This window comes from Caballeronia concitans (assembly GCF_001544615.1).
Lineage (GTDB): Bacteria > Pseudomonadota > Gammaproteobacteria > Burkholderiales > Burkholderiaceae > Caballeronia > Caballeronia concitans.
This window is the reverse complement of record NZ_FCNV02000001.1, coordinates 729,363-754,694: the sequence shown is the minus strand read 5'-3', so window position 1 is coordinate 754,694 and position 25,332 is coordinate 729,363. Positions and strand designations below refer to the sequence as shown.

23 protein-coding genes are annotated in these 25,332 nt (G+C 66.0%); 9 read left to right on the top strand and 14 right to left on the bottom strand.

All coding sequences use genetic code 11. The features are described 5' to 3' along the window. Positions 1 to 73 precede the first annotated feature (73 nt). Complete coding sequence (gene dacB, locus AWB72_RS03555; RefSeq protein WP_040051668.1) at positions 74 to 1,672, top strand: D-alanyl-D-alanine carboxypeptidase/D-alanyl-D-alanine endopeptidase; 1,599 nt, start codon at positions 74 to 76, stop codon at positions 1,670 to 1,672. Positions 1,673 to 1,981: 309 nt separating this feature from the next. Continuing rightward, on the top strand, positions 1,982 to 3,088 hold the full coding sequence (locus AWB72_RS03545) for an SGNH/GDSL hydrolase family protein (protein ID WP_040051666.1): 1,107 nt from the start codon (positions 1,982 to 1,984) through the stop codon (positions 3,086 to 3,088). Positions 3,089 to 3,182: 94 nt separating this feature from the next. Here the strand turns inward: AWB72_RS03545 and AWB72_RS03540 are convergent, their stop codons facing one another. The 9 genes from AWB72_RS03540 to AWB72_RS03500 form a co-directional block, all read right to left on the bottom strand. After that, positions 3,183 to 4,214: an L-threonylcarbamoyladenylate synthase gene (locus tag AWB72_RS03540; RefSeq protein WP_040051665.1), complete on the bottom strand. Its 1,032-nt coding sequence runs from the start codon at positions 4,212 to 4,214 to the stop codon at positions 3,183 to 3,185. A gap of 20 nt (positions 4,215 to 4,234) precedes the next feature. Further along, entirely contained in the window at positions 4,235 to 5,431 is a 1,197-nt protein-coding gene (locus tag AWB72_RS03535) for a 5-(carboxyamino)imidazole ribonucleotide synthase (protein ID WP_040051664.1), read from the bottom strand. Positions 5,432 to 5,461: 30 nt separating this feature from the next. After that, positions 5,462 to 5,983 carry a 5-(carboxyamino)imidazole ribonucleotide mutase gene (purE, locus tag AWB72_RS03530; protein ID WP_040051937.1) on the bottom strand — a complete coding sequence of 174 codons (522 nt, stop codon included), beginning with the start codon at positions 5,981 to 5,983 and terminating at the stop codon, positions 5,462 to 5,464. Positions 5,984 to 6,054: 71 nt separating this feature from the next. Next, positions 6,055 to 6,945: a phosphoribosylaminoimidazolesuccinocarboxamide synthase gene (locus tag AWB72_RS03525; protein ID WP_040051936.1), complete on the bottom strand. Its 891-nt coding sequence runs from the start codon at positions 6,943 to 6,945 to the stop codon at positions 6,055 to 6,057. Between the two features lie 149 nt (positions 6,946 to 7,094). Then, positions 7,095 to 8,159 (bottom strand): class II fructose-bisphosphate aldolase, encoded by a 1,065-nt coding sequence (gene fba / locus AWB72_RS03520; RefSeq protein WP_040051663.1) that lies wholly within the window; start codon positions 8,157 to 8,159, stop codon positions 7,095 to 7,097. A gap of 218 nt (positions 8,160 to 8,377) precedes the next feature. Next, positions 8,378 to 9,814 carry a pyruvate kinase gene (gene pyk, locus AWB72_RS03515; protein WP_040051935.1) on the bottom strand — a complete coding sequence of 479 codons (1,437 nt, stop codon included), beginning with the start codon at positions 9,812 to 9,814 and terminating at the stop codon, positions 8,378 to 8,380. A 385-nt stretch (positions 9,815 to 10,199) separates the two neighbouring features. Then, positions 10,200 to 11,396, bottom strand: a complete 1,197-nt coding sequence (locus tag AWB72_RS03510; protein ID WP_040051662.1) for a phosphoglycerate kinase — start codon at positions 11,394 to 11,396, stop codon at positions 10,200 to 10,202. 404 nt (positions 11,397 to 11,800) lie between these two features. Then, positions 11,801 to 12,124, bottom strand: a complete 324-nt coding sequence (locus AWB72_RS03505; RefSeq protein ID WP_040051661.1) for a branched-chain amino acid transport AzlD family protein — start codon at positions 12,122 to 12,124, stop codon at positions 11,801 to 11,803. Further along, a complete protein-coding gene (locus AWB72_RS03500; protein ID WP_052450002.1) occupies positions 12,121 to 12,903 on the bottom strand; it encodes an AzlC family ABC transporter permease in 783 nt (260 codons plus the stop codon). The genes AWB72_RS03505 and AWB72_RS03500 overlap by 4 nt, the downstream gene beginning before the upstream one ends. A gap of 359 nt (positions 12,904 to 13,262) precedes the next feature. Here AWB72_RS03500 and AWB72_RS03495 point away from each other — a divergent pair, with 359 nt between their 5' ends. The 6 genes from AWB72_RS03495 (at position 13,263) to AWB72_RS03470 (ending at position 18,003) form a co-directional block, all read left to right on the top strand. Beyond that, positions 13,263 to 14,183, top strand: coding sequence for a branched-chain amino acid transaminase (locus AWB72_RS03495; RefSeq protein ID WP_084592997.1), 921 nt, complete (start codon positions 13,263 to 13,265; stop codon positions 14,181 to 14,183). A gap of 63 nt (positions 14,184 to 14,246) precedes the next feature. After that, positions 14,247 to 14,441: a zinc-finger domain-containing protein gene (locus AWB72_RS03490; RefSeq protein WP_035961321.1), complete on the top strand. Its 195-nt coding sequence runs from the start codon at positions 14,247 to 14,249 to the stop codon at positions 14,439 to 14,441. A gap of 191 nt (positions 14,442 to 14,632) precedes the next feature. Further along, the gene (gene waaF, locus AWB72_RS03485; protein ID WP_040051659.1) at positions 14,633 to 15,706 is read left to right on the top strand and encodes a lipopolysaccharide heptosyltransferase II; all 1,074 of its coding nucleotides are present in this window, start codon (positions 14,633 to 14,635) and stop codon (positions 15,704 to 15,706) included. Positions 15,707 to 15,861: 155 nt separating this feature from the next. Further along, a complete protein-coding gene (locus tag AWB72_RS03480; protein ID WP_040051658.1) occupies positions 15,862 to 16,305 on the top strand; it encodes a nuclear transport factor 2 family protein in 444 nt (147 codons plus the stop codon). 39 nt (positions 16,306 to 16,344) lie between these two features. Continuing rightward, entirely contained in the window at positions 16,345 to 17,418 is a 1,074-nt protein-coding gene (locus AWB72_RS03475) for a YheT family hydrolase (RefSeq protein WP_087127866.1), read from the top strand. 3 nt (positions 17,419 to 17,421) lie between these two features. Beyond that, positions 17,422 to 18,003, top strand: a complete 582-nt coding sequence (locus AWB72_RS03470; protein ID WP_040051656.1) for a DUF2946 family protein — start codon at positions 17,422 to 17,424, stop codon at positions 18,001 to 18,003. A 4-nt stretch (positions 18,004 to 18,007) separates the two neighbouring features. Here the strand turns inward: AWB72_RS03470 and AWB72_RS03465 are convergent, their stop codons facing one another. Then, complete coding sequence (locus AWB72_RS03465) at positions 18,008 to 20,233, bottom strand: M48 family metalloprotease (RefSeq protein ID WP_040051655.1); 2,226 nt, start codon at positions 20,231 to 20,233, stop codon at positions 18,008 to 18,010. 160 nt (positions 20,234 to 20,393) lie between these two features. On the opposite strand from AWB72_RS03465, the gene moaC reads away from it, so the two are divergent. Beyond that, positions 20,394 to 20,873, top strand: coding sequence for a cyclic pyranopterin monophosphate synthase MoaC (gene moaC / locus AWB72_RS03460; RefSeq protein WP_040051933.1), 480 nt, complete (start codon positions 20,394 to 20,396; stop codon positions 20,871 to 20,873). Positions 20,874 to 20,892: 19 nt separating this feature from the next. On the opposite strand, the gene AWB72_RS03455 is transcribed toward moaC, so the two are convergent. From AWB72_RS03455 to sucD, 4 genes are all read right to left on the bottom strand, one after another. Continuing rightward, positions 20,893 to 22,722, bottom strand: a complete 1,830-nt coding sequence (locus AWB72_RS03455) for a PglL family O-oligosaccharyltransferase (RefSeq protein ID WP_040051654.1) — start codon at positions 22,720 to 22,722, stop codon at positions 20,893 to 20,895. Positions 22,723 to 22,891: 169 nt separating this feature from the next. After that, positions 22,892 to 23,461 carry a pilin gene (locus AWB72_RS03450; protein ID WP_374728857.1) on the bottom strand — a complete coding sequence of 190 codons (570 nt, stop codon included), beginning with the start codon at positions 23,459 to 23,461 and terminating at the stop codon, positions 22,892 to 22,894. A gap of 134 nt (positions 23,462 to 23,595) precedes the next feature. Then, positions 23,596 to 24,312 carry a TerC family protein gene (locus AWB72_RS03445; protein WP_040051653.1) on the bottom strand — a complete coding sequence of 239 codons (717 nt, stop codon included), beginning with the start codon at positions 24,310 to 24,312 and terminating at the stop codon, positions 23,596 to 23,598. A gap of 123 nt (positions 24,313 to 24,435) precedes the next feature. Then, positions 24,436 to 25,317 (bottom strand): succinate--CoA ligase subunit alpha, encoded by an 882-nt coding sequence (sucD, locus tag AWB72_RS03440; protein WP_040051652.1) that lies wholly within the window; start codon positions 25,315 to 25,317, stop codon positions 24,436 to 24,438. Positions 25,318 to 25,332: the final 15 nt, after the last annotated feature.

Here is a 25,332-nt window from a genome sequence, read left to right as displayed (position 1 = left end):
CCGCTTCGCCCGCGGCGGCCCCGGCCCGGCATCGCGGTGCAGTCCAGAACTCATTCCAAGAACGCAAGCTCGTATGCTGGTTTTTTCTCCGCTGTTCCGTTCCGTTTCCGCGCGTCTTTCGACGTTCGCGCTCGCCACGGCGCTCGCCTGCGCCGCACTCTCCCACGCACCGGATGCGCAAGCGCGCGGCGGCACGCGCTCCGAGTCGCAGAAGCACGCACCGGAGCGCGCCGCGTTCGGCGGCGCGAAGTCGAAGAAGGCCGCGAAAGCCGCGCGCGTCGTGGCGCCGGCCGGGCCGCTGCCGGCATCGGTCATGACGGCGCTCGCGCGCGCGCACGTGCCGCTTTCGTCGATGAGCGTGGTCGTGCAGCGCATCGGCGCGCCGACGCCGCTCGTGTCGATCAACGCCGAACGCCCGATGCTCCCCGCCTCGACGATGAAGCTCGTCACCACGTACTCCGCGCTCTCGATGCTCGGGCCGGACTATCGCTGGAAGACCACCGCTTACGCCGACGGCGACGTCGATACGCAAGGCACGCTGCACGGCAATCTCTACATTCAGGGCACCGGCGACCCGAAGCTCGTGCCCGAGGAATTGATCGACCTCGTCGACCAGATCCGCAAGAGCGGCATCACCGGCATCGACGGCGCGCTCGTGCTCGACAAGCGCTATTTCGACGCCTCCACGCGTGATCTCCCCGCCTTCGACAACGATGACGCCGCACCCTACAACGTCGGTCCCGATCCGCTGCTGTACGCGTTCAAGTCGCTCTCGTTCACGCTGACGCCGAACCCCGACGGGCAGGTGTCCATCGACGTGTTGCCGCAGCTCGCGCAACTGCAGATCGACAACGAACTACGCGTGACGCGCGGCGCATGCGCGGGCACGCTGCCGGCTGCATCGCCGAGCGTGGCGCAGACGCAGGGCGGCTTCGTGCAGGCGTCGTTCATCGGCGACTATCCGCTGCGCTGCGGCGCGCGCACGATCAACGTCGCCGCGCTCGATCACTCGACGTTCTTCGCCGGCGGCTTCCTCGCGTTGTGGAAGCAGGCGGGCGGCACGTTCCAGGGCGCGACGCGTGAAGGCCCGACGCCTTCCGGCGCGCGGCTCGTCGGCACGCATCGCAGCCCGGTGCTGTCGGACATCGTGCGCGACATCAACAAGTACAGCAACAACGTGATGGCGCGCAATCTGTTCCTGACCATCGGCGCGGCCCAGCTGAAACCGCCCGCGACGACCGCGAAATCCGCGCAGGCCATCCAGACGTTCCTGCGCCGCAGCGCCTTGCCGATGAACGGCCTCTCGCTCGACAACGGCTCGGGGCTTTCGCGCGACGAAACCATCGCGGCGGCATCGCTCGCCGATCTTCTGCAGGCGGCGAACGCGAGTCCGGTCGCGCAGGTGTTCGTCGAATCGCTGCCGATCGCGGGCGTCGACGGAACGATGCGCAACCGCCTCGCCAACGCGGGCGCGGGCGGCAACGCGCACATCAAGACCGGCACGCTGCGCGACGTGCGCGCGATCGCGGGCTATGTCGGCGCGGCGGACGGGCAGAGCTATATCGTCGTGAGCTTCATCAACGATCCGCGCGCCGAAGCGGCCCGCGCCGCCCACGATGCGCTGCTCGAATGGGTCTACGAAGGCGCGGGGACGGCGGCACGGGAACAGTAAGCGCGAGCGTGTGTGGGTGCCTGAGCTGGTGCCTGAGCGCGTGCCGCCGAGCACGGTGGCGAGCGGGCGGCAATCGAGCAAAACCCGCGTTGCGCGCGTGATCCGCGTGCCCGCGACCGAAGATTTCTTCTACCGCGCCGCGCCCGATCAGGCGCGCGCGCCGTGTACGCTGTCGTACGCGGCGGTCGCGGATGCATCGCATCGCTCGACATTCGCACCGCTTGCGGCACAATTCGATGCAGCAGCAGACGCGACGCCCCGACGCGCCGCGAGACAAATAGAAAACACCGAAGAACGGAGACGAGGTCCATGAAGAAGCATCGCTCGACGCGCGCCGCCCTGGCGCGCTACGCCCGCATCGCCACTGCCAGCGCGGCGTTCGCCCTGCTCGCCGCATGCGGCGGCGGTTCAGACAACAACAATTCGACGCCGGCCGGCGGCATCAAGCTGCAGGTCGTTTCCTTCGGCGACAGTCTTTCGGATGTCGGCACGTATTCGCCCGTGGCCGCGGCCAACTTCGGCGGCGGACGCTTCACGACGAACCCCGGACAAGTGTGGGTGCAGAACATCGCGCAGTATTACGGCGACACGCTCACCCCGGCGATGACCGGCGGCTTCGGCTCGCCGCCCGTCGCACAATCCGGTCTCGGCTACGCGCAGGGCGGCGCACTGGTGACGAATCCGATCGGCATCAACCATGTTTCGAACGATCCGGCGAATTACGCGGGCCCGCTGACGGTGCCCGTCGTCACGCAGTTGCAGAACTACATGAGCGCGCACGGCAGCTTCAATTCGAACCAGCTGGTCATCGTCAGCGGCGGCGCGAACGACATCCTGTACAACTTCCAGCAGGCGGTGGCCGGCGCGATCACGCCCGCGCAGGCGAGCGCGGCGATCGGCAAGGCGGCCATCGATCTCGCGGGCATCATCGGCACGATCGTGCAGCATGGCGCGACGCACGTGCTGGTGTCGAACGTGCCGGACATCGGAACGACGCCGCAGGGTTTGATGAGTTCGGCTGCGAATCGCGCGCTGCTGACTCAGGCATCGACGGGCTTCAATCAGGTGCTCGCAGGCGCGCTGACGCAGGCGGGATTGATGTCGAAAGTCATCTATTTCGACGTGGTGCCGCTCCTGGCCAACGTGACCGCGAATTACGGGCAGTACGGCTTTGCGGTGTCGAACACCGGGACGGCGTGCAATCTCCAGGCGATGGCGACGGCGGCCGCGAAGTTCGGCGAGCCGAATCCGAGCGCGTTCGCCACGTCGCTGTTCTGCTCGCCGCAGACGTTGACGGTCGCCGGCGCGGATCAGACGTATATGTACGCGGACACCGTGCATCCGACGACGCATCTGCACGCGGTCTGGGCGCAGACGGCGGAGCAGGCGATTGCGAAGACGGGGTTGGGCAAATAAAGCTGACCGTAATGGCTGGAATCGAAAAAGCCTCGCTTCTGCGGGGCTTTTTTGCGTCGGTGGCGTGAGAGCGCCGAATGGATCAGCGCGCCGATCAGCCCTCGCCCTCGAACGCCGCCGCCGCCCGCCCCAGCCGATCGTTCACCGCAATCCACTCCACCGATTCCGGCAACTTCTCGACGAGAATCCGCTCGACATCCGCGCGATCCAGCGCCCGCAGCAATCCATAAAGCGCCCGCGCGTAACCCTGCGGATCTTCCGGCGCGGCGATGAAATGCACATGCGGCGCGTGCGCCCATTCGCCCGCGCTCGACGCCCGCGCCACCAGCGCGATCTTCTTGCCGCCGGCGGCATGACGCGCGGCAAGCATCGGCTCGATCGATGCGAACGGCAGCAACGCCAGCGGCGTGCGCGGCGCGTAATGCGCCTTCAGCGTGCCCGATGCGCGCGGCGCGGTGGCATCGCTGCCATCGGGCAGACGCGGCGCTTGCCCGATCACATCCGCGATCTCCTGCGGACTCACATGCCCCGGACGCAGCAACGCCGGAAAGCCGCGCGACAAATCCAGAATCGTCGATTCGATGCCCACGTCCGCCGCGCCGCCATCGAGCACATGCACCGCGCCGCCGAATTCATCGCGGACATGCTGCGCCGTGGTTGGGCTCACATGACCGAACCGGTTCGCCGACGGCCCCGCCACGCCGCCCTGCCTGCCAGTGCCCAGCCGACGCGCATGAAACGCCGACAGCAGCTGCTGCGCGACCGGATGCGAAGGACAACGAATGCCCACCGAATCCTGCCCGCCGCTCACCGCCGCCGGAATATGCGATGCGCGCTTGAGAATGAGCGTGAGCGGCCCGGGCCAGAACGCATCGATGAGCTTCTGCGCATCGGCGGGCATCTCGCGCACCCAGTAGCCGGGATCGGCCTCCGGCGCGAGATGCACGATCACCGGATGATTCGCCGGCCGTCCCTTCGCCGCGTAAATGCGCGCGATCGCCTCGGGATTCTCGGCATCGCCGCCCAGGCCATAGACCGTTTCGGTCGGAAAAGCGACGAGTTCGCCCGCGTCGAGCAGGGCCGCGGCCTCGTCGATCTGCGCGGCGCTCGGATAAATGATGGTCATCGCTTCTACTGCTTGAAAACTCAATCCAGCGAAATGTGCAGCATGCGCGCACAGTCGCGCGCCGCCGTGCGCGCTTCCTCGAGCGTCGCCGCCGTGAAATTGATGTGGCCCATCTTGCGGCCCGGACGCGCTTCTTCCTTGCCATACAGATGCAGCCGCGCCGAGGGCATCGCCGCGACCTCGATCCACGCGGGCGCGCGCGCCTTGTCCTTTTGCGGGCCGTCGAACCAGATATCGCCGAGCAGATTCAGCATCGCAGCCGGCGAATGCTGGCGCGTGTCGCCGAGCGGCATGCCGGTCATCGTGCGCACTTGCTGCTCGAACTGGCTGGTGGCGCAGGCATCGACCGTATAGTGACCGGAATTGTGCGGGCGCGGCGCCATTTCATTCGCGATGAGCGAGCCGTCTTCCAGCACGAAAAATTCGACGCACAGCACGCCCACGTAGCCGAGCTTCGCCGCGATGGTCAGCGCAGCGTCCTGCGCCTGCGCGACGAGCGCCGCGGACGCATCCGGCGCGGGAACGATGGTCTTCGCGAGAATGCCGTTGACGTGCGTGTTCTGCGCGAGCGGGAAGACGGCCGACTTGCCGTCGCCGCCGCGCGCGATCAGTACCGAGACTTCGTACTTCAGCGGCATGCGCTTTTCCAGCACGCACGGCACGCCCGACAGCGACGCATACGCGGTCCGCACTTCCTGCACGTTGCGCACGCTCATCTGACCCTTGCCGTCGTAGCCCAGGCGCGCTGTCTTGAGGATGCCCGGCAGCACGGCGGCGATCTCGTCGTCGGGAAGCGCAGCGAGCGCCTCGGGCGATTCGATCACCACGTGCGGCGCGACCGGCACGCCCGCCTGCGCGATGAAGCGCTTCTCCGCGACGCGATCCTGCGCAATCGCCACGCAACTCGCGGCGGGGCTGACGAACGTGCAGCCGGCGAGCAATTCAAGGCTCGCGGCGGGCACGTTCTCGAATTCCGTCGATACCGCCGCGCACAGCCGGCCGAGTTCGGTGAGCGCGGATTTGTCGTCGTAGGCGGCGCGGATATGGCGATCCGCGACGGCGCCCGCCGGGCTCGTGTCATCGGGATCGAGGACGGCGACGCGATAGCCCATCGACTGGGCGGCGAAGCAGAACATGCGGCCGAGCTGGCCACCGCCGACCATGCCGAGCCACGCGCCCGGCAAGATGGGAGAGATTGGGGAAGATTGTGGGTTCATCGATGCGTGCGTGTGTCGGAGAAAGCCGGATCAAAGCGGCGGCAGCGCCATGTCGCGTGCGGCCTGGTTCTGCTTCACGCGGAAGGCGGCGAGCGCGTCGGCGAAGCGCGCATCGGTCACGCTCAGAATGGATACCGCGAACAGCGCCGCGTTCGCCGCGCCCGCCTCGCCGATCGCAAATGTCGCGACGGGCACGCCCTTCGGCATCTGCACGATCGAATGCAGCGAATCGACGCCCTTCAGATACTTGCTCGCCACCGGCACGCCGAGCACCGGCACCGTGGTCTTGGCCGCCAGCATGCCCGGCAGATGCGCCGCGCCGCCCGCCCCCGCGATGATCGCCCGCAAGCCGCGCTCGCGCGCGCGCTCGGCGTAGTCGAACATCTCGTCGGGCATGCGGTGCGCGGACACGACCTTCGCCTCGTACGGCACGCCGAATTCCTGCAGGATCGCGACCGCGTTCTTCATCACGTCCCAGTCGGAACTGGAACCCATCAGCACGCCGACGAGCGGCGCGTCGTGCGCGTGCGCTCCGGTCTGTACTTCGCTCATTTCGCTGCTTTCCTTGTGCTTTCTATCGAACGCGCGCATCGGCCGCAATGGACGAAGCGCGCGATGCCAACTTACGCGAGCGTCTGCCCCGTCAGGCGTTGCAGCGCTTCCTGATACTTTTCCGATGTCTTCGCGATCACGTCGTCCGGCAGCTTCGGCGCGGGCGGCTCCTTCTTCCACGGCTGCGTTTCGAGCCAGTCACGCACGAACTGCTTGTCGAACGACGGCGGATTCGTGCCGACCTGATAGCCATCCGCGGGCCAGAAGCGCGACGAATCGGCGGTGAGCACTTCGTCCATCAGATACAGCTCGCCCTTGTTGTCGAGGCCGAATTCGAACTTCGTATCCGCGATGATGATGCCGCGCGTCGCCGCGTACTCGGCGGCTTCCTTGTAGAGCTGGATGGAGATGCGGCGGATGGTGGCCGACAGCTCCGTGCCGATGCGGCGCTCCATGTCATCGTAAGTGATGTTTTCGTCGTGATGGCCCATTTCGGCCTTCGCTGCCGGCGTGAAGATCGGCTCGGGCAGCTTTTGCGCGTTTTGCAGGCCCGCCGGCAGTTCCACGCCGCAGACCGCGCCCGTCGCCTGATAGTCCTTCCAGCCGCTGCCCGCGAGATAACCGCGCACCACGGCTTCGACCAGAATCGGCTCCAGGCGCTTCACGACGACCGCGCGGCCTTTCACCTGCTCGACTTCGTCCGGCGCGACGACGCTCGCCGGATCGATGCCCGTGTTGTGATTCGGCACGATATGGCCTAGTTTTTCGAACCAGAAGTCGGCCATCTGGTTCAGCACGCGGCCCTTGTTCGGGATCGGCTCGCCCATGACGACATCGAATGCGGAAAGGCGGTCGGTGGTCACGATGAGGAGCTTGTCCTGACCGACGGCGTAGTTGTCGCGGACCTTGCCACGGCCCAGGAGCGGCAGCGATTTGATCGTGGATTCGTAGAGCGTGGACATCGTCATGTACCGAAAGGTGCGAAAAAAAGTGAATCGCCGCTTCTCGCGCGAAGCGGCGACTGATGGGGCGAAGCGGGAAATGCGAACGGGTCCCGTCGCCGGAACCCGTTGATTTTACTTTACAAACAGCGTGAGGCTTGAATCGCCGCTCACTTCACGATCTGCGCAAGCTCGCCGGACTTGTACTTCTCGGCGATCTTGTCGAGCGGAATCGGCTTGATCTTGCCGGCCATGCCCTCGCAGCCGAACTGCATGTAGCGCTGGCGGCAGATTTCCTTCGCGGCCTCGCGCGCGGGCTTCAGGTAATCGCGCGGATCGAACTTCGACGGATTTTCGAACAGATAGCGGCGGATCGCGCCGGTAATCGCGAGACGCAAATCGGTATCGATGTTCACCTTGCGCACGCCGTGCCTGATGCCTTCCTGAATCTCTTCGACCGGCACGCCGTAGGTTTCCTTCATGTCGCCGCCGAATTCGCGGATTTCCGCGAGCAATTCCTGCGGCACCGACGACGAACCGTGCATCACGAGGTGCGTGTTCGGAATGCGCTGGTGGATTTCCTTGATGCGATCGATCGCGAGGATATCGCCCGTCGGCTTCTTCGAGAACTTGTACGCACCGTGCGACGTGCCGATGGCGATCGCCAGCGCATCGCATTGCGTTTGCTTCACGAAGTCGGCGGCCTGCTCGACATCCGTCAGCAATTGCTCGCGCGTCATCGTGCCTTCGGCGCCGTGGCCGTCTTCCTTGTCGCCCTTCATCGTTTCGAGCGAGCCCAGCACGCCCAGTTCGGCTTCGACGGTGACGCCGATCGAATGCGAGAACTCGACGACCTTGCGCGACACGTCGACGTTGTACTCGTACGACGCGACGGTCTTGCCGTCGGCTTCCAGCGAGCCGTCCATCATCACGCTGGTGAAGCCCGAGCGGATCGCGGCCATGCACACCGCCGGCGACTGGCCGTGATCCTGATGCATCACGACCGGAATATGCGGATACGACTCGACCGCCGCTTCGATCAGATGTCGCAGGAACGCTTCGCCCGCGTACTTACGCGCGCCCGCCGACGCCTGCATGATGACGGGCGCGTTGACTTCGTGCGCGGCCGCCATGATCGCCTGCACTTGTTCCAGATTGTTCACGTTGAATGCCGGGAGGCCGTAGCCGTGTTCGGCTGCGTGATCCAGCAATTGACGCATTGATACGAGAGGCATTGTGGAACTCCATGATGTGAAACGAAAATCTTCACGCGCACGATTCCGCTCTTGGTTGTGCACCGGCGGTTTTTCGGCCTATGACTGGCAATGACGATGCTTCGTCTTGCGCGTCTTCGGGCAATTCGCGCTGTCCCAAGCCGCGAACGCCCTGCGATACGGTGAACACTTGCGCGGCGCTTGACCGCGCATCCATCTCGAAAATACGGCGGACTGCGTCAGAAATGGTCGCCGACGCGCACGATCTTCAGCGTGTTGGTGCCGCCTGCCTGGCCCATCGGCTCGCCGACGGTGAGCACGACCATGTCGCCGCGCGCCGCGTAGCCCTTCGAGACGACCACTTCCAGCGCCTGATTGAGCGCGGTGTCGCGGTCCATGTTGGTGTCGAGATGCAGCGGCGTGACGTTGCGATACAGCGACATCGTGCGTTCGCTGCCGACGCGCGGCGTCAGCGCGAAGATCGGCACATGCGACCAGTGGCGCGACATCCACAGCGCCGTGGAGCCGGATTCCGTCAACGCGACCACGGCCTTCGCGCCGAGATGGAACGCCGTGAAGAGCGCGCCCATCGCGATGGACTGGTCGATGCGCGTGAACGTGCGGTCCAGGAAATCGCGGTCCAGCTGCGACTCTTCGGACTTCTCCGCTTCGACGCACACGGCCGCCATCGTCTCGATCGTCGTGACCGGATACTTGCCCGCGGCCGTTTCGGCGGAGAGCATGACGGCGTCGGTGCCGTCGAGCACGGCGTTCGCCACGTCCGACACTTCCGCGCGCGTCGGCACGGGCGCGTGGATCATGGATTCCATCATCTGCGTGGCGGTGATCACGAGCTTGTTCGACTCGCGCGCCATGCGGATCATGCGCTTTTGCAGCGCCGGCACCGCCGCGTTGCCCACTTCCACCGCGAGATCGCCGCGCGCGACCATGATGCCGTCGGACGCGTCGAGAATGCCTTGCAGCGCGGGAATGGCTTCAGCGCGCTCGATCTTCGCGATCATCTTCGGCTTGATGCCGTACGGCGCGCCCGCGATGTTCGCGAGTTGACGCGCCATTTCCATGTCGGTCGCGTTCTTCGGGAACGACACCGCGACGAAATCCGCGCCGAGCGACATCGCCGTCTTGATGTCCTCCATGTCCTTCTCGGTCAGCGCGGGTGCCGTGAGTCCGCCGCCCTGCCGGTTGATGCCCTTGTTGTTCGACAGCTCGCCGCCGACCTTCACGACCGTGTGAATTTCCTCGCCGATCACGCGCGTCACGTCGAGCACGATCAGGCCGTCGTTGAGCAACAGCGTGTCGCCCGCGCGCAGGTCACGCGGCAGATCCTTGTAGTCGAGACCGACGCGGTCGTTGTTCCCGAGTTCGCAATTCGCGTCGAGGACGAACGTGTTGCCCGCGACGAGCATCGTCTTGTTGTTCTCGAACTTGCCGACGCGGATTTTCGGGCCTTGCAGGTCCGCCATGATCGCGACCTCGCGGCCCACCTGACGCGCCGCCTCGCGCACCCATTCGGCGCGCTGGCGATGGTCGTCGGCGGTGCCGTGCGAGAAGTTGAAGCGAACGACGTCGAGCCCGGCCTGCATCATCTGAAGCAGGATGTCGGGATTGCTCGAAGCCGGGCCGATGGTGGCGACAATCTTGGTGGCGCGATGCATGGAATTCCTCGTCTCAGTGGGACCGCCCGTAACAGCGCTGCGAGCACGTTGCGCCAACGGCGATGTATTGCTGACCGCTTGCGCGCGCGCGCCGGTTCGTGCCGGCGTCGCTTTATCGATTTCTTGTGTGGCAAGGGCGGCCACGCCGCCGATGATGACCGGCGGCGTCGGCGGCAGCGCCGCTTCGTCCTCCGCTTCTTCCGCTTTCGCTTCTTTTTCCGGCGACGACGGCTCGTCCGGCCGCGCCGCCTCCGCGATCACGCGGACCGCTTCGGCGGCGGCGTCGAGTTCGCCGCGTTCGTCGTTCACATCGGTTTGCGCGCCGCCGGCTGCTTGCGCGCCCTGCTTTCCTGCTTTCGCCGGTTGGTTTCGGGCGGCCAACGCCTTAAGCCCCGGCGCGGGATTCGAGCACTTCCACCGCGGGCAGCGTCTTGCCTTCCAGGAATTCGAGGAACGCGCCGCCGCCGGTCGAGATGTAGCTGACCTTGTCGTGGATGTTGTATTTCGCGATGGCCGCGAGCGTGTCGCCGCCGCCTGCGATCGAAAACGCCGACGAATTGGCGATGGCCTGCGCGAGCGTCTTCGTGCCGTTGCCGAACTGGTCGAACTCGAACACGCCGACCGGGCCGTTCCACACGATGGTGCCGGCCGTCGCGAGTTGCGCGGCGAGCGCCTTCGCGGTGTCCGGGCCGATGTCGAGGATCATGTCGTCGTCGGCGATATCGGCGACGGGCTTCGTTTCCGCCTTCGCGGTCGCGGCGAATTCCTTCGCGGTCACGACATCGCTCGGAATCGGCACCGATGCGCCGCGTGCGCGCGCCGCCTCGATGATTTCCTTCGCCTCGCCGACGAGATCCGCTTCCGCCAGCGACTTGCCGATCTTCAAGCCGGACGCGAGCATGAACGTATTCGCGATGCCGCCGCCGACGATCAGCTGATCCACCTTCTCCGCGAGCGACTTCAGAATGGTCAGCTTGGTCGACACCTTCGATCCGGCGACGATGGCCACGAGCGGGCGCTTCGGGTTGCCGAGCGCCTTGCCGAGCGCATCGAGTTCGGCGGCGAGCAGCGGGCCCGCGCACGCGACGGGCGCGTATTTCGCGATGCCGTGCGTGGTCGCTTCCGCGCGATGCGCGGTGCCGAACGCGTCGTTCACGTAGATGTCGCAGAGCTTCGCCATTTTCTGCGCGAGCGCGTCGTCGTTCTTCTTTTCGCCCTTGTTGCAGCGGCAGTTTTCGAGCAGCACGACGTTGCCCGGCTGGACCTGAACGCCATCGACCCAGTCGGCGACGAGCGGCACGTCGCGGCCCAGCAGTTCCGACAGGCGCGCCGCGACGGGCGCGAGCGAGTCTTCCGGCTTGAACTGGCCTTCGGTCGGGCGGCCCAGGTGGGACGTGACCATCACGGCGGCGCCGGCGTCGAGCGCGGCCTTGATCGCCGGGACGGAGGCGCGCACGCGCGTGTCCTCGGTGATGTTGCCGGCGTCGTCCTGCGGCACGTTGAGGTCCGCGCGGATGAACACGCGCTTGCCAGAGACTTTGCCTTCGGATATCAGATCAGTGAAACGCAGTACTTTCGTCATGGGAGTCAACGTTAGTCAGAAAAGCGGTTCGGGCGAAGAAGCGGCTGCGGCCGGCTGCTTCGTTGGATTGTCGGCGGGACCGGACGACAGAATCTGAATCCGGGACCCGCGCGTGCATCAATCTGGAGGCGAAGGCCGCGCGCGAGGAACGGGCGCGCGGCGGAAATGCTGGAGGGAGAAGCGGGACGGCAGGCGGCGCACGAGCGCGTGGGCGCGGATCGCATGAGCGCGCGGGACCGGCGGTCTTGCCGGAGGCGGCGAGCTGCGGAACCGATGCGCGGTGACTGCCGGACTCACTTTCGACCTCGCTCTGCGACAGGAAAGACCGTCATTTTAACCGATAGCCCCGCCCGCTTTTAGCGTCGAATGCTTGATGATGCGTATTTGGCGCATCCGCCGATTTCTCACGCGACGAGCCTGAGCAGCGTGAACGCGATCATGCCGACGGCGATGGTGCCCATCATGCCGCGCCGCCACAGGTAATACGCGAGCCCGGCGAGCGATGCCCACATCGCGTGATTCGACAGCGCGACCGAGAAGCCCGCTGACGTTTCCAGCACGTCCGGCACGACGACGGCCGCGAGCGCCGCCGCGGGCGCGTAGCGCAACACGCGCTGGATGCGCGGCGGCAACACCGCCCGCTCGCCGCCGATCAGGAAGAAAGCGCGCGTCAGCGCCGTCACGACGCCCATGCCGAGAATGGCGAGCCAGGTCTGAAGTGTGGTCATCGGGCGGGCTTGACGGTGTCGGATTCGGCGTCGGCGTCCGTCGATGGCGATGGCGATGGCGACGCCACGGGCCGCGCGCGATCGGCGATCACGTCCGCCAGCATGCCGGCCAGCAGCGCCGCCAGGACCGCGAGCGGCAGGCCGAGGCGATACGGCAGATCGAAGGTCAGGAGCGCCACCACGCTCGCGACGGCGACGGCGGCAAGCGTCGAGCGCGTCGCGATGGCCGACACGATGATCGGGATCAGCGCGAGCGTGCCCGCGAGTTCCAGCCCCCAGTTCGCCGGAATCAGGCTCGCGAGCAGAATCCCCGCCACCGACGAAATCTGCCACCAGAACCAGCAAACGAGCGCGAGCCCCCAGAAGTACGCCTCCTTGCCGTCGCGTTCGCCGGGCGCGAAATTTCGCTTCGAAAACATCAGATAGATGATGTCGCCGTTGAAGTAGCCGATGAGCACGCGCCGCCACATCGGCAAATAGGCGAAATGCGGCGCGAGTCCGGCGCTGAAGACCACGAAACGCAGATTGACCATCGCGGCTGTCAGGAGCACGGTCCAGAGCGGCAGTTTCGCGGCGAAAAGCGGCAGCACCGCGAGTTGCGACGACCCCGCGTAGACCGCGAACGACATGCCGAGCGCCTGCGGCAGCGTGAGCACGGACTTGCTCATGGCGATGCCGGTGACGAGGCCCCAGGAGAACGTCGCGAGAATGGCGGGAGAGAAGGTGCGGACACCTTCGAGAAAAGCGCGGCGATTCGTGTCGGACAGCCGGTCGAGCATGGACGGATGCGAGGCCAATGAGGTGCGATGCCGATGCCATTGCGGAAAGCCGCCCGATGCGGCCGAAGCAAAAGCACGAGAGAAGCGTGAATGAAACGTGATGCAGCGAAATACAGCGAGCCACCGCCCGTCCCTGCTGAACGACGCGCTGGCCAAAGAAACCGACACGTCATTCAGAATCGCGGTGAAAGGCAAATTATAGCGTCGCGAAAAGCGCTTTTAGCTCGGTTCAATTGTGAAAAGAAGCTAAAATGGCGGTCTTTCACCGCCTTCCGCGCGATCGCGCTTTTTCCGCGCTTTCCGTTATCGGCGGGCACGGATTCATCGAAATCACTGAACGAGAAAGCTAGGAGAAGCGTATGTCAATGGCCGACCGCGACGGCAAGATCTGGATGGATGGCAAGCTGATCGACTGGCGAGACGCGAACATCCACGTCCTGACGCACACGCTGCATTACGGCATGGGCGTATTCGAGGGCGTGCGCGCATACAAGACCGCGAGCGGCACGGCCATCTTCCGCCTGAAGGAGCACACCAAGCGTCTGCTGAATTCGGCCAAGATCTTCCAGATGGACGTTCCGTTCGACCACGCCACGCTCGAAGCCGCGCAACTCGAAGTCGTGCGCGCGAACAAGCTGGAATCCTGCTACATCCGTCCGATCATCTGGGTCGGCTCCGAAAAGCTCGGCGTGTCCGCGAAGGGCAACACCATCCACGTGGCCATCGCCGCGTGGCCGTGGGGCGCGTATCTCGGTGAAGACGGCCTCGCGAAGGGCATCCGCGTGAAGACGTCGTCGTTCACGCGCCATCACGTGAACGTATCGATGGTCCGCGCGAAGGCGTCGGGCTGGTACGTGAACTCCATCCTCGCGAATCAGGAAGCCGTGACCGACGGCTACGACGAAGCCCTGCTGCTCGACGTCGACGGCTACGTGTCCGAAGGCTCCGGCGAGAACTTCTTCCTCGTGAACAACGGCAAGCTGTACACGCCGGACCTGTCGTCGTGCCTCGACGGCATCACGCGCGACACGGTCCTCACGCTGGCGCGCGACTTCGGCATCCCCGTGATCGAGAAACGCATCACGCGCGACGAGGTCTATACCTGCGACGAAGCGTTCTTCACCGGCACCGCCGCCGAAGTCACGCCCATCCGCGAGCTGGACAACCGCACCATCGGCTCGGGCAAGCGCGGCCCCATCACGGAGAAGCTGCAAAGCGCATTCTTCGACGTGGTCGGCGGCAAGAACGAGAAGTACGCGAGCTGGCTCGCGAAAGTGTGATGCAGCGGCGGGCCGCGCGGCCCGCTTGCCGCATGCAATGAACGACATTGAAAAGAGAGTGCAATGAGCGACCTGAAGGAAATGCCGCTGGTTGAATTGTCGGCAAAGGACATCCCCGCGTTCTGCCCGAACCCGAAGATGCAACGCTGGAGCACGCACCCGCGCGTGTTTCTGGACGTGTCGCACGGCGAAGCGCGTTGCCCGTACTGCGGCACGCGCTACAAGCTGAAGGACGGCGAAGTCATCAAGGGCCATTGACCCGAGCCGGACCGAACGACCGCGCGTCTTCGCTGACCGAAGCGCGCGGGTCTTCGTTCGGCTCGGCTGCCTGAGACGGCACGACATGGCACGGCCGGAAGATGCCGGCCGCCCCACATACCAACAAGACACCTGCGCCTCGCCGCCTGATTGCGGAGAGCCGCGACTATTTTGAGATCGGATAACGAACGATGCGCCGTGCGCTGGTTATAGCACCGAACTGGATCGGTGACGCATTGATGGCGCAGCCGCTCTTTACGCTTCTGAAGAAGCTGCATCCGCGCATCACGATCGATGCCGTCGCGCCCTCGTGGGTCGCGCCCGTGCTCGAACGCATGCCGGAAATCCACGACGTCTACGCCACCGACCTCGCCCACGGCAAGCTGCAGTTACTGCGCCGCTGGCAGCTCGCGAGCGACTTGCGCGATGTCGGCTACGACGCCGCCTACGTGCTGCCGAACTCGATGAAATCCGCGCTGCTGCCGTGGATGGCGGGCATCCGGCTGCGCATCGGCTATAAGGGCGAGAGCCGCTACGGTCTGTTGAACGTGCGTCATGCGAATCCGCCGAAGACGGATCGCCCGCCGATGACCGCGCACTACGCTGCGCTCGCGTATGCGCCGGGCGCGAAGCTGCCGTTCATCGACAAATTCGCGCAGGCCCACGACGCCCAGACGACCGACGCGCCGCTCCTGCCCGTGCCGCGCCTCGAATCCGATCCCAACGAAGCCGCGCGCGTCTCGGCGCGCTTCAATCTCGACACGCGCGCGCCGCTCGTCGTGTTCTGTCCCGGTGCGGAGTACGGCCCCGCCAAGCGCTGGCCGCCGGAGCACTTCGCGTCGCTCGCGCAGTTCGTCGCGCAGTCGTTTCCTTACGCGCGCATCGTCGCATTGGGATCGAACAAGGATTCGGCCGCAGCCCAAGCCATCGCGGAGCGCGCGCCGAACGTGCGCAATCTGTGCGGACAGACATCGCTCGGGGAAGCTTGCGCGCTGATCGCGCGGGCAAGCGCCGTCGTGACCAACGACTCAGGGCTGATGCACGTCGCCGCGGCGCTCAAACGCCCGCTCGTCGCGGTCTACGGCTCGACCGATCCGCGCCATACGCCGCCCTTGTCCGATCTCGCAAAGGTACAATGGCTTCATCTTGAATGCAGTCCGTGCTTTGCCCGCGAGTGTCCGCTCGGCCATCTGAATTGCCTTCGCGAGCTTTCCGCCGAACAGGTCTTTGCCGATTTGCGCGGCATGCTGCTCGCGCATCGTTGAGGCGTCACGCCGCTGGAACGACCGTCTTGTTGCGGGCGCGGACACGCGAATGTCTCCCGAATCGTGTCTGATCGGGGGCATGCCTTGAACCATGACCGATGCGGCACGTCACCGTCACCCGGCGTGCCGCAACGAATGCCAGAGACCCACGCGCCATGCCACGTTTCGCCCGCCTATTCGAAGCCGCCGCCGACACGCTCAACGCCTACTACCAGGCCGTCGCGGACAACAGCATCGATGCCGTGATGTCGCTTTGGATCGACGAGGAATTCGCCACGTGCATCTGCGCGAACGGCACGCATCTGCATGGACTCGAGGACATCCGCTCGGGACTCGCGAGGCAGCTCGAAGCGGAGGCGGTGACCATCGAGCCGCTCGATATCCGCGTGTACGACAGCCTGGGCACGGTGGTGTATGCCATCGCGGAGGCGCATCAGCCGGCGGGCACGGTCGCGTCGCGCATGATTTTCACCACTTACGTGATGGTCCACGAGCGCGGCGAATGGCGCATCGCGCATATTCACGCGAGCGAAATGCCGACCGAAGCCGCCGGCCAGTTCGCGGCGAAGCTGCGTCACGGGCAGGGACCGCTGCACTGAAAGTCGAAGCATCGAAGAAGGCGTTTGCGGGAGAGGACCATGAAGCGCGATCCGTTGTTGCAACACGATTCGTCGTTCGTGGATGAAACGCCGGCCGTGGCGCATGCGCTCGAACACGCGCTCGACGCTTCCGTTTCGCGCTGGCTCTACAACGCGCCGCGCTGGCTGCCGACGGCTCACGCGCAGACCATCGTTCCCGCGCTTTTCGGGCGCAAGCCCGCGGTGCGCTATCGCCGCGAGCGATGGGACACGCCGGACGGCGATTTCATCGAACTCGACTGGGTCGCGCACGATTCAACCGATGTCGCCCCGACCGCCCCGCTCCTCGTTCTCTTTCACGGCCTCGAAGGCAGTTCCGACTCACACTACGCCCGCGCGATGATGGCCGCCGCCGAAGCGCGCGGCTGGCACGGCGTCGTGCCGCACTTTCGCAGTTGCAGCGGGCCGCTGAATCTGCTGCCGCGCTTCTATCACCTCGCGGACAGCGCGGAAGTCGACTGGATCCTGCGCCGTCTGCGCGAAAGGCACGCGGGGCCGATCGTGGCGGCAGGCGTCTCGCTCGGCGGCAACGTGCTCTTGCGCTGGCTGTGCGAGCGCGGCACGGATGCATCGATCATCAGCGGGGCCACCGCGATTTCCGCGCCGCTCGACGTTCACGCGGGCGGCCATGCGATCTCGCAAGGCTTCGGCATGGTCTACACGCGCAGCTTCCTCAAGTCGCTGAAGAAGAAGGCGCTCGCGAAGCTCGCCCAGTATCCCGGCCTCTATGATCGCCACGGCGTGCTCGCAGCGCGCACGCTGTACGAATTCGACAACGTCGTCACCGCGCCGCTGCACGGTTTTCGCGATACGGACCACTACTGGTCGGCTGCGACGACGCGCGCGCAGTTGAAAAGCATCGAAGTGCCGGCGCTCGTCCTGAACGCGCGCAACGATCCGTTCCTGCCCGAGTCCGCGCTGCCGTCGCAGGCGGAAGTGTCGACGTGCGTGACGCTCGATCAGCCGAACCACGGCGGACACGTCGGCTTCATGACGGGGCCGTTTCCGGGGCGTATCGACTGGCTGTCGCAGCGCGTCGTCGGCTATCTGGAGCATTTCCTTCCTCGCGGATGAATCATGGATGAAATCGTCAAGCAGGCGCTCGCCAAATGGCCCAACGTTCCGCACTGCACGGGCTGGCTGCTGCTCGACCGGCGCGGCCAGTGGCGCATGCGCGATGAAGCGGCGCAAGCGGCCGGCGCGCTCGGCGACGCGATCCGGCATGAGGCGCTGATCGGCTTCATCAACCGCAATTACGAGCGTGACGCCGACGGTCAGTGGTTCTTTCAGAACGGGCCGCAGCGCGTGTATGTGGAACTGGCTTATACGCCGTGGATCGTGCGGCTTTCGTTCGCGGACGGCGCGCTGCGCCTGACGGACCAGACCGGCGCGGCGTTCGAGCCGGCGCACGCGTGGCTCGACGACGAAGGCGGCCTGCTCTTTTCCGACGATGCATCGCCCGCGCGCATCGCCGCGCTGCACGATCACGACATCGATTTATTTTCGAATCACGCGAACTTCGATCACCCCGCGCAAGGCGGCGTTTTTCACTGGCGCGATTCCGTCGATTTGCCGGTGCAGCCGATCGCGCGCGCGGACGTCGAGCAACGCTTCGGATTCGTCGCGAGCCCGGTTGCGCGGGCGGCGGCGAAGGGCTGACGCGTCAGCCCTTCTGGTCCTGATCGCGCTCTTCCTTGTAGCGCGTCTCGAAGTCGCGCAGACGCGCCGAAATGGTCGAGAGATCGTAGAAGCTCGCGCTCTTCACATCGCGCGCTTCCTTCAGCTGGCGGATCGCGGACGGCCACGCGCCGTCGAGCGCGAATTTCTCGGCCATCGCCTGATGCTGACGCAACGGATCGTTCAGGCCCGCGCTCGCCTGCGCGAGATAGAGCCACCAGTCGGGGCGCGCGGGCTCGGCGCGCGTTTCGCGGCGCGCGAGCGTCTGGGCGTCGGCGTAGCGATGTGCGCCGATCAGCGCCTGAAGATGCGTGTCGATGGCCGCGTGCGAATCCGGCCAGCGCGTTTGCGCGATGTCGGCGAGGCGTATTGCGTCGTCGTAGCGGCCCGCGCGACGGGCGATGTCGGCGGCGAGGACGTCGAGGCTCGGGGTGCTGCGAGCGGCGGCTGTCGGTGTGGGCTGCGTCGGCTGCGTCGTGTGGGCGTTGACGCGGACCGGCGGAAGGGTGATTTCGGTGCTTGGCGATGAGGGCGTCGGCGTGGCGGTGGCGTTGGCCGCGTTCAGTGCGTCGTGGGCGCTGCTGCTGAAAAGAGCGCTGGTTTGTAGCGGGGCTTGCGCCGGGCTGTCGATGGCATTGGCGGCGCGCGTTGCGGTGTCGGCGGATGGCATGGTGTTCGGTGCGTCGGCTGTAGTTTTCGCGCCGATTGAGGATGACATCGCGAGGCCGGGCTGCCGATTCAAGCGATTGGCGTTCGGGGCGTCGGCTGCAGTTTTCGCGCCCTTTGACGATGCCATTGCCAGGCTGGACGCCGAACCGCCGAGCCCGAGCGCGCGAGCCGGTGCAACGGTTGCAGTCGTCGTCCCTTGCGAACCTGCCTGAACGGGATTGGCGCCCGAGCCTTTCGCCGCGACCCCAACCCCCGCTTCGCGCCGCGCCTCGATCGCCGCCGTGGCCTCACTCGCCTGCTCGCCCTCGAAAAGCCGTCGCGCCTTCGCGAGCGCATCGTTGGCGGCATCGTAATCGCCCATCAGCGATCGCGCGAGCGCTATGCCATACCAGTTCGCCGCCGGATTGACCGCCGTCTGATCGTCGATTTCGGATTTCAGGCGGCTCGCCACTTCGCGATAATCGCTCGCGTAGTTCACCTGCAGCACGCGGGCGCGGGCGCGCACGAACGCATATTCCGCCGACTGCCGTGGCTGCCGATACGGCACGCGCCGCGCGCGGTCCTCCATGTCGGCGATGCGCTCGGTCGTCAGCGGATGCGTGCGCACGTAGGCCGGCACGCCGTTATCGGCCATCGACGCGCGATCGAGCCGCGCGAAGAACGCCGTCATCGCGTACGGATCGTAGCCGGCCGCGGCGAGCATCTGGAAGCCGACGCGGTCGGCCTCGTGTTCCGCCGCCCGCGAAAAGCGCAACTGATTGTCGACGGCGAACGCCTGCCCGCCCATCGCGATGCCCATGCCGAGATCGCCGCTGCGCGTCATCACGCCGGCGAGCAGACCGGCGAGCATCGCCGCCAGCGCCGCGTAGCTGCTCTTTTCCTGCGTGCCGAGCATCCGCGCGATGTGCCGCTGCAGCACGTGCCCCATCTCGTGCCCGACGACCGACGCGAGTTCGGACTCCGTCTGCGTCGCGGAAATCAGCCCCGTGTTCACGCCGATGAAACCGCCGGGCATCGAAAACGCGTTGATCTGCGGATCGCGGACGGCGAACAGTTCGAAGTCCGGGCGATAGCCGCCGAGATATTGCGTGGCCGCGGCGGCGGACAGTCTCGACGCGACGGAATCGAGGTAGTCGCGCATGAGCCAGTCGTCGAGATAGTCGGGATCGGCGCGGACTTCGCGCATCATTCGCGCGCCGACCTTGCGCTCGGCCTGCGGCGAGAGCGTGCCGCCGGAGCCGTCGCCGAGGTCCGGAAGTTGCACCGATGAAAGCGGCGCGCGCAGGTTGGCCATCGCGCCCGGCCGATTGGCGAAGCGGCTCTCCGCGCCGCCGTAGACGCCGAAAACGCCGTCCGCGACGTTGCCTGCGCTGGCGTCGGCTTGCGGTGTCGTCGGTGTCGGTGTCGGGCCAGGCGTCATCGTGGCCGCGCTCGCCCCCGCGCCGACAGCCGCCGCGCCAGTCTGCGCGAGTGCGACGGACGGCACGGCCTGACTCAGACACAACGCGAGGACGAGCGCACGGCTCGGACGATTCAGATGCATGGCGCACAGCCGGCTGGATGCGGCCCGCCGGCTCGGTGAAGAAAACGCGCTTATCGTACCAAGTGTTCGATGCCCGGCGACGCGGCGCGCCGCGTCGGATTCGTGGAAAACCGCGCCGGATCACGCTGGTATGATAGGCGCCCGCTCAAAGGAGGACGTGATGTCCGGACTCACACATTTCGATGCCGCCGGCGAGGCGCATATGGTCGACGTCGGCGACAAGGGCGAGACGCGGCGCATCGCAGTGGCGCGCGGCTCGATCGCGATGCTCGAAGGCACGCTCGCGCTGATCCGCGATGGCCGCGCCAAGAAAGGCGACGTGCTCGGCGTGGCGCGCATCGCCGCGATTCAGGGTGCGAAGCGCACCGCCGATCTCATTCCGCTGTGCCATCCGCTTGCGTTGACGCGCGTCGCGGTGGACTTTTCGATCGACGACACCCTGCCCGGCGTGCATTGCGAAGTGCGCGTGGAAACGGTCGGGCGCACGGGCGTGGAGATGGAAGCGCTGACCGCCGTGCAGGTCGGGCTGCTGACGATCTACGACATGTGCAAGGCGGTGGATCGCGGCATGACCATCACCAACGTGCGGGTGATGGAAAAGCATGGCGGGAAGTCGGGGGATTGGGTGGCGGGGGCCTAGCGCAACGCCCTCGCACGCATCACTCGTCGCTGTCGCTGTCGTCGTCGGACTGCGGCTCTGCGCCAGCGGACGCCCCATACAGCTTCACCAAGTCCGCCTTGAACGAAGCCAGCGGCGCGCCGATTTCATCGATCGAGCGATACACCGACTCCAGCTGCGCCGGCCAGTCCTTGAGCTGCGTCGAGAAAATCTTGAGGCGCGCGATCGTATCCAGCGCTTCCTTCCGCTGCCCCGCCAGAGCCTGCAGCACCGCGTAACGCCGCAGCACCGTCTCGCCGGGCAAGAGCGCGATGGCCTGCCGATGCGCCGCCAGCTTCGCCTCGAGGTTCTGCGCGTTCATCGGCAGCAACGTGGCCGCGCCATATTCGCCCCACGCGCCAAACAGGAACGACGGATCGTTGCGATACTGTTCCGCCGGCCGCGATCCGTAATACAGCACTTCGGCGCGGTTGTAGTCGCGCATCGTCGGATAGAGCGCGATCAGGCCGCCCGCGACGAGCACGACATACACGCCATACGACAGCGGCCGCGCGACGAGCCGCATCGGACGCGTTTCGAGCAGGCCGATGACGAGCATCGCCGGCATCAGAAAGAACATGTACTGCTGCGGATACTCGACGAGCGCGTGCATCACCAGCACGCCCAACAGCGAGAGCCCGAAAATACGCGCGGGCGTATGCGGCGCGCGCAGCACGCGAATGAGCCACAGCACGATGCCGACGACGAGCACGCCCATGCCCAGCAGACCCGTCTTCGCCAGCAGATCGATGAAGATGTCATGCGCGTTGTTCGCAATCTCGACGCCGCCCAGCTCACGCACGAGATCGAACTGATAGCGCGGAAACTCGCCCCAGCCGACGCCCAGGATCGGATGCGTCTTGAACATCGTCCAGCCGTATTTCCAGAGCGCGAGACGCGGCGCGATCTGGTTCGCGTCCTGCATGCGCTCCGCAGCCGATTGCGCCAGGTCGAGCTGAAAGCGCACGTTGGCCCAGCGCACGCCCGCGTTCACCGCGACGAACAGCACGCCGAGCGCGACCGGAATGAGCCACGCGCGCATGTCGCGTCGGCCGTTACGCGCTGGCGCGTCGAGGTCGTCGGCGGCGTTCGGGCGTCCTTGCGCGAACGCCATCCACCATCCCGCGACGACGATCACCGCCGTCTGCAACCAGGGCCCGCGCGATACCGTGAGCGCCAGCCCGAACGAAAGCACCGCCGACACCGCGACCCACACGACGACCGGCAAGCGACGCGTCTGCACCAGATACAGCGCACCCGCCAGCGCGAACGCGATGACCGTCGCGAGGTGATTCGCCTGCGCCATGTTGCCGAACATCCGACGCTCGGTCGCGACGTTGTACGCCACGACGAAGGGCGCGAACTTCACTTCGGCATGGAACATCTGCACCGTCTGACAGAACACCGCGAACAGCCCGCCCGCGATCAGCGCCGCCGCGCCGATGCGCAACGCCTTCTCCGACAACCCCGCCCGCGCGAGTCCGAACCCCGTATGCACCGCGACGAACGACGCGAGCAGATACGCGCCGCCGAGCCAGTTCATCGACGGCTGCGCGACCGGCAGCAACACCGTCTGCGCGACGAGCACGAGGCCGAACAGCAGCGGCATCAGCGCGACGACCGGCGACGCGAACGGCACGCGCGGCTCGGACAAGGGCACGAGCAGCGCAACGGTCGCGCCGAGCGCCAGATAAAGCGCGAGCGCGGTGTACTCGGCGTAAAAGGTCGGTATCGGATACGTGTGGTTGACGACGCCGAACGGGATCGTCAACGCGGCACACAGAAAGGCAAAACAGAGATAGCGCGCGTACTGGGTGGTGGGCGAAGGCATGAGGGGCTGGGAACGTCGTTAACCGGCGCACTATACAAAACTTTGCCTCCCCTGTGCGCCGCACGGCCGGAAATGCCACGAAATCACTCGTTTCTTCGCCTTGAATGCGACGCGGCGGCGATTCGTGATCCGCCGCCGCGCTCGTCACCTCAACGGCGCGAACCGATGCTCAGACGCGGCACTCGGGCGGCGCGAGCTTGGCCGATAGCGTCGGCGCGTCCACAGGCGACGGTCCCGCGCCCGGCGCCGGCAGCGACGACGCCGCCTTGCCGCCCGCGAAGCATTCCCACGTGATCGTGCCCGCCTGCACCGTGCCTCGCGCGAGCGCGATGCGCGCCGTCGGCGTATCGGCGTTATCGGGCGCGGAAGGCACGAGCACGAGCGTGTTCGATCCCGCCGGTGCAACGCGCGTCGAATAGGCGATCGTGATCTGGCCGGTGTCGCTGTCGACGTGGATCGAGTCGACATTGCGCGTGCCCGGCGGCGATGCATACCCGCTCGACAGATCCCCGCCGCTTGCCGCGTTCTCCGCCACCGCGAGCCGCGCCGACGCCGCGAGCGACATGCCCTCGCCCACGCGGCTGCGCGCCAGATAGTCCTGATACGCGGGAATCGCGTACGCCGCGACCACGCCGACGATCGCCAGCACGATCATCAATTCGATCAGCGTGAAGCCGTGCGCCGCCGCGTGCGCGCGCTTCATCCACGTTTGCCACCCGCGCCGTTCGCGCGGGACCATGAAGTTCGTAACCATGCTCGACATTGCTGCTCCCAGGAAGACAAAAAGCGCCGGCTGCGTGTGCAGACCGGACGCTTCGATCGTATTCAGGGAGCGGGCGCGGCGGCAGTCGGCCATTCGGCCAACGCTGCGCATTACGTGTCGGCCGTGGCGCCCTTTCCGTGCGTTAGCGTGTGGCGTTTCATCAACATGCCAGCAGCGATCACGAGCAGCGCGCCGCCGACGCGCGCCGCGTAACCGGCGACATCCGTGTTGAGCGCGGGCCAGCGGTCGATGAACGGGTCGTCGATGATGAGCCCGCCCGCGATCCACCCGAGCAGCGCCGCGCCCAGCAACACCACGACGGGAAAGCGGTCCAGCAGCTTGAGCACCAGCGTGCTGCCCCACACGATGAGCGGAATGCTCACCACGAGCCCGAAGATCACGAGCGTCAGGCGATGCCGCGGATCGGCGGCTTCGGCCGCGCCCGCAATGGCGATCACGTTATCGAGACTCATGACCGCATCGGCGACGATGATCGTCTTCACCGCCGCCCACAGCTTGTCGGACGAGCTGATGTTGTGTGCGTCGTGGCCCGGCTGCATCAGCTTCACGCCGATCCACAAGAGCAGCAGTCCGCCGACGAACTTCAGAAACGGCACATCCAGCAGGACGACGGCGAACGCGATCAGCGCGACGCGCAAGAGGATCGCGCCGAGCGTGCCGAGCACGATGCCGCGCTTTCTTTGCGTGACCGGCAGATCGCGGCACGCGAGCGCGATCACGACGGCGTTATCGCCGCCGAGCAAGATGTCGATGACGATGATCTGGACGACGGCGCCCCAATGGAGCGTGAAGAAGAACTCGAGCATGGCAAAAACCGTGGCCGGAATAAAAAAAGCGGGGAAGCCAACGCTCCCCCGCTTTCATTTTCCGGCTATGACGAAAGGATTCAGTAAGAGTACCAAACCCTGACGGCTTCTGCCGAACTTCCCTTAGATCACCGACTTCAGAAGACGTCCCATTTCCGACGGGTTCTTCGTGACCTTGATGCCGCACGCGTCCATGATTTCGAGCTTCGCGTCAGCCGTGTCCGCACCGCCGGAGATCAGCGCGCCTGCGTGGCCCATGCGCTTGCCCGGAGGCGCCGTCACGCCCGCGATGAAGCCGACGACCGGCTTCTTCATGTTGTCCTTGATCCAGTAAGCGGCGTTCGCTTCGTCCGGACCGCCGATCTCGCCGATCATGATGACGGCGTCCGTTTCCGGATCGTCGTTGAACATCTTCATCACGTCGATGTGCTTGAGACCGTTGATCGGATCGCCGCCGATACCGACCGCCGACGACTGGCCGAGGCCCAGCGCCGTCAGTTGGCCGACCGCTTCGTACGTCAGCGTGCCCGAGCGCGACACCACGCCGATGCGACCCTTGCGATGGATGTGACCCGGCATGATGCCGATCTTCAGCTCATCCGGCGTGATCGTGCCGGGGCAGTTCGGTCCGAGCAGCAGCGTCTTGCGATTTTCGCGGCGCATGCGGTCCTTGATTTCGAGCATGTCGCGAACCGGAATGCCTTCCGTGATGCAGATCGCGAGATCGAGATCGGCTTCGACGGCTTCCCAGATCGCGGCGGCAGCGCCTGCCGGCGGCACGTAGATGACCGAAACGGTCGCGCCGGTTTCAGCCTTCGCTTCCTTGACGGACGCGTAGATGGGGATGCCTTCGAAGTCTTCGCCGGCGCGCTTCGGGTTCACGCCCGCGACGTACGCTTCGCGGCCGTTCGCGTATTCGCGGCAGGCGCGCGTGTGGAACTGGCCGGTCTTGCCGGTGATGCCCTGCGTGATGACCTTCGTGTCTTTGTTGATCAGAATCGACATGTAGTGACCTCTGTT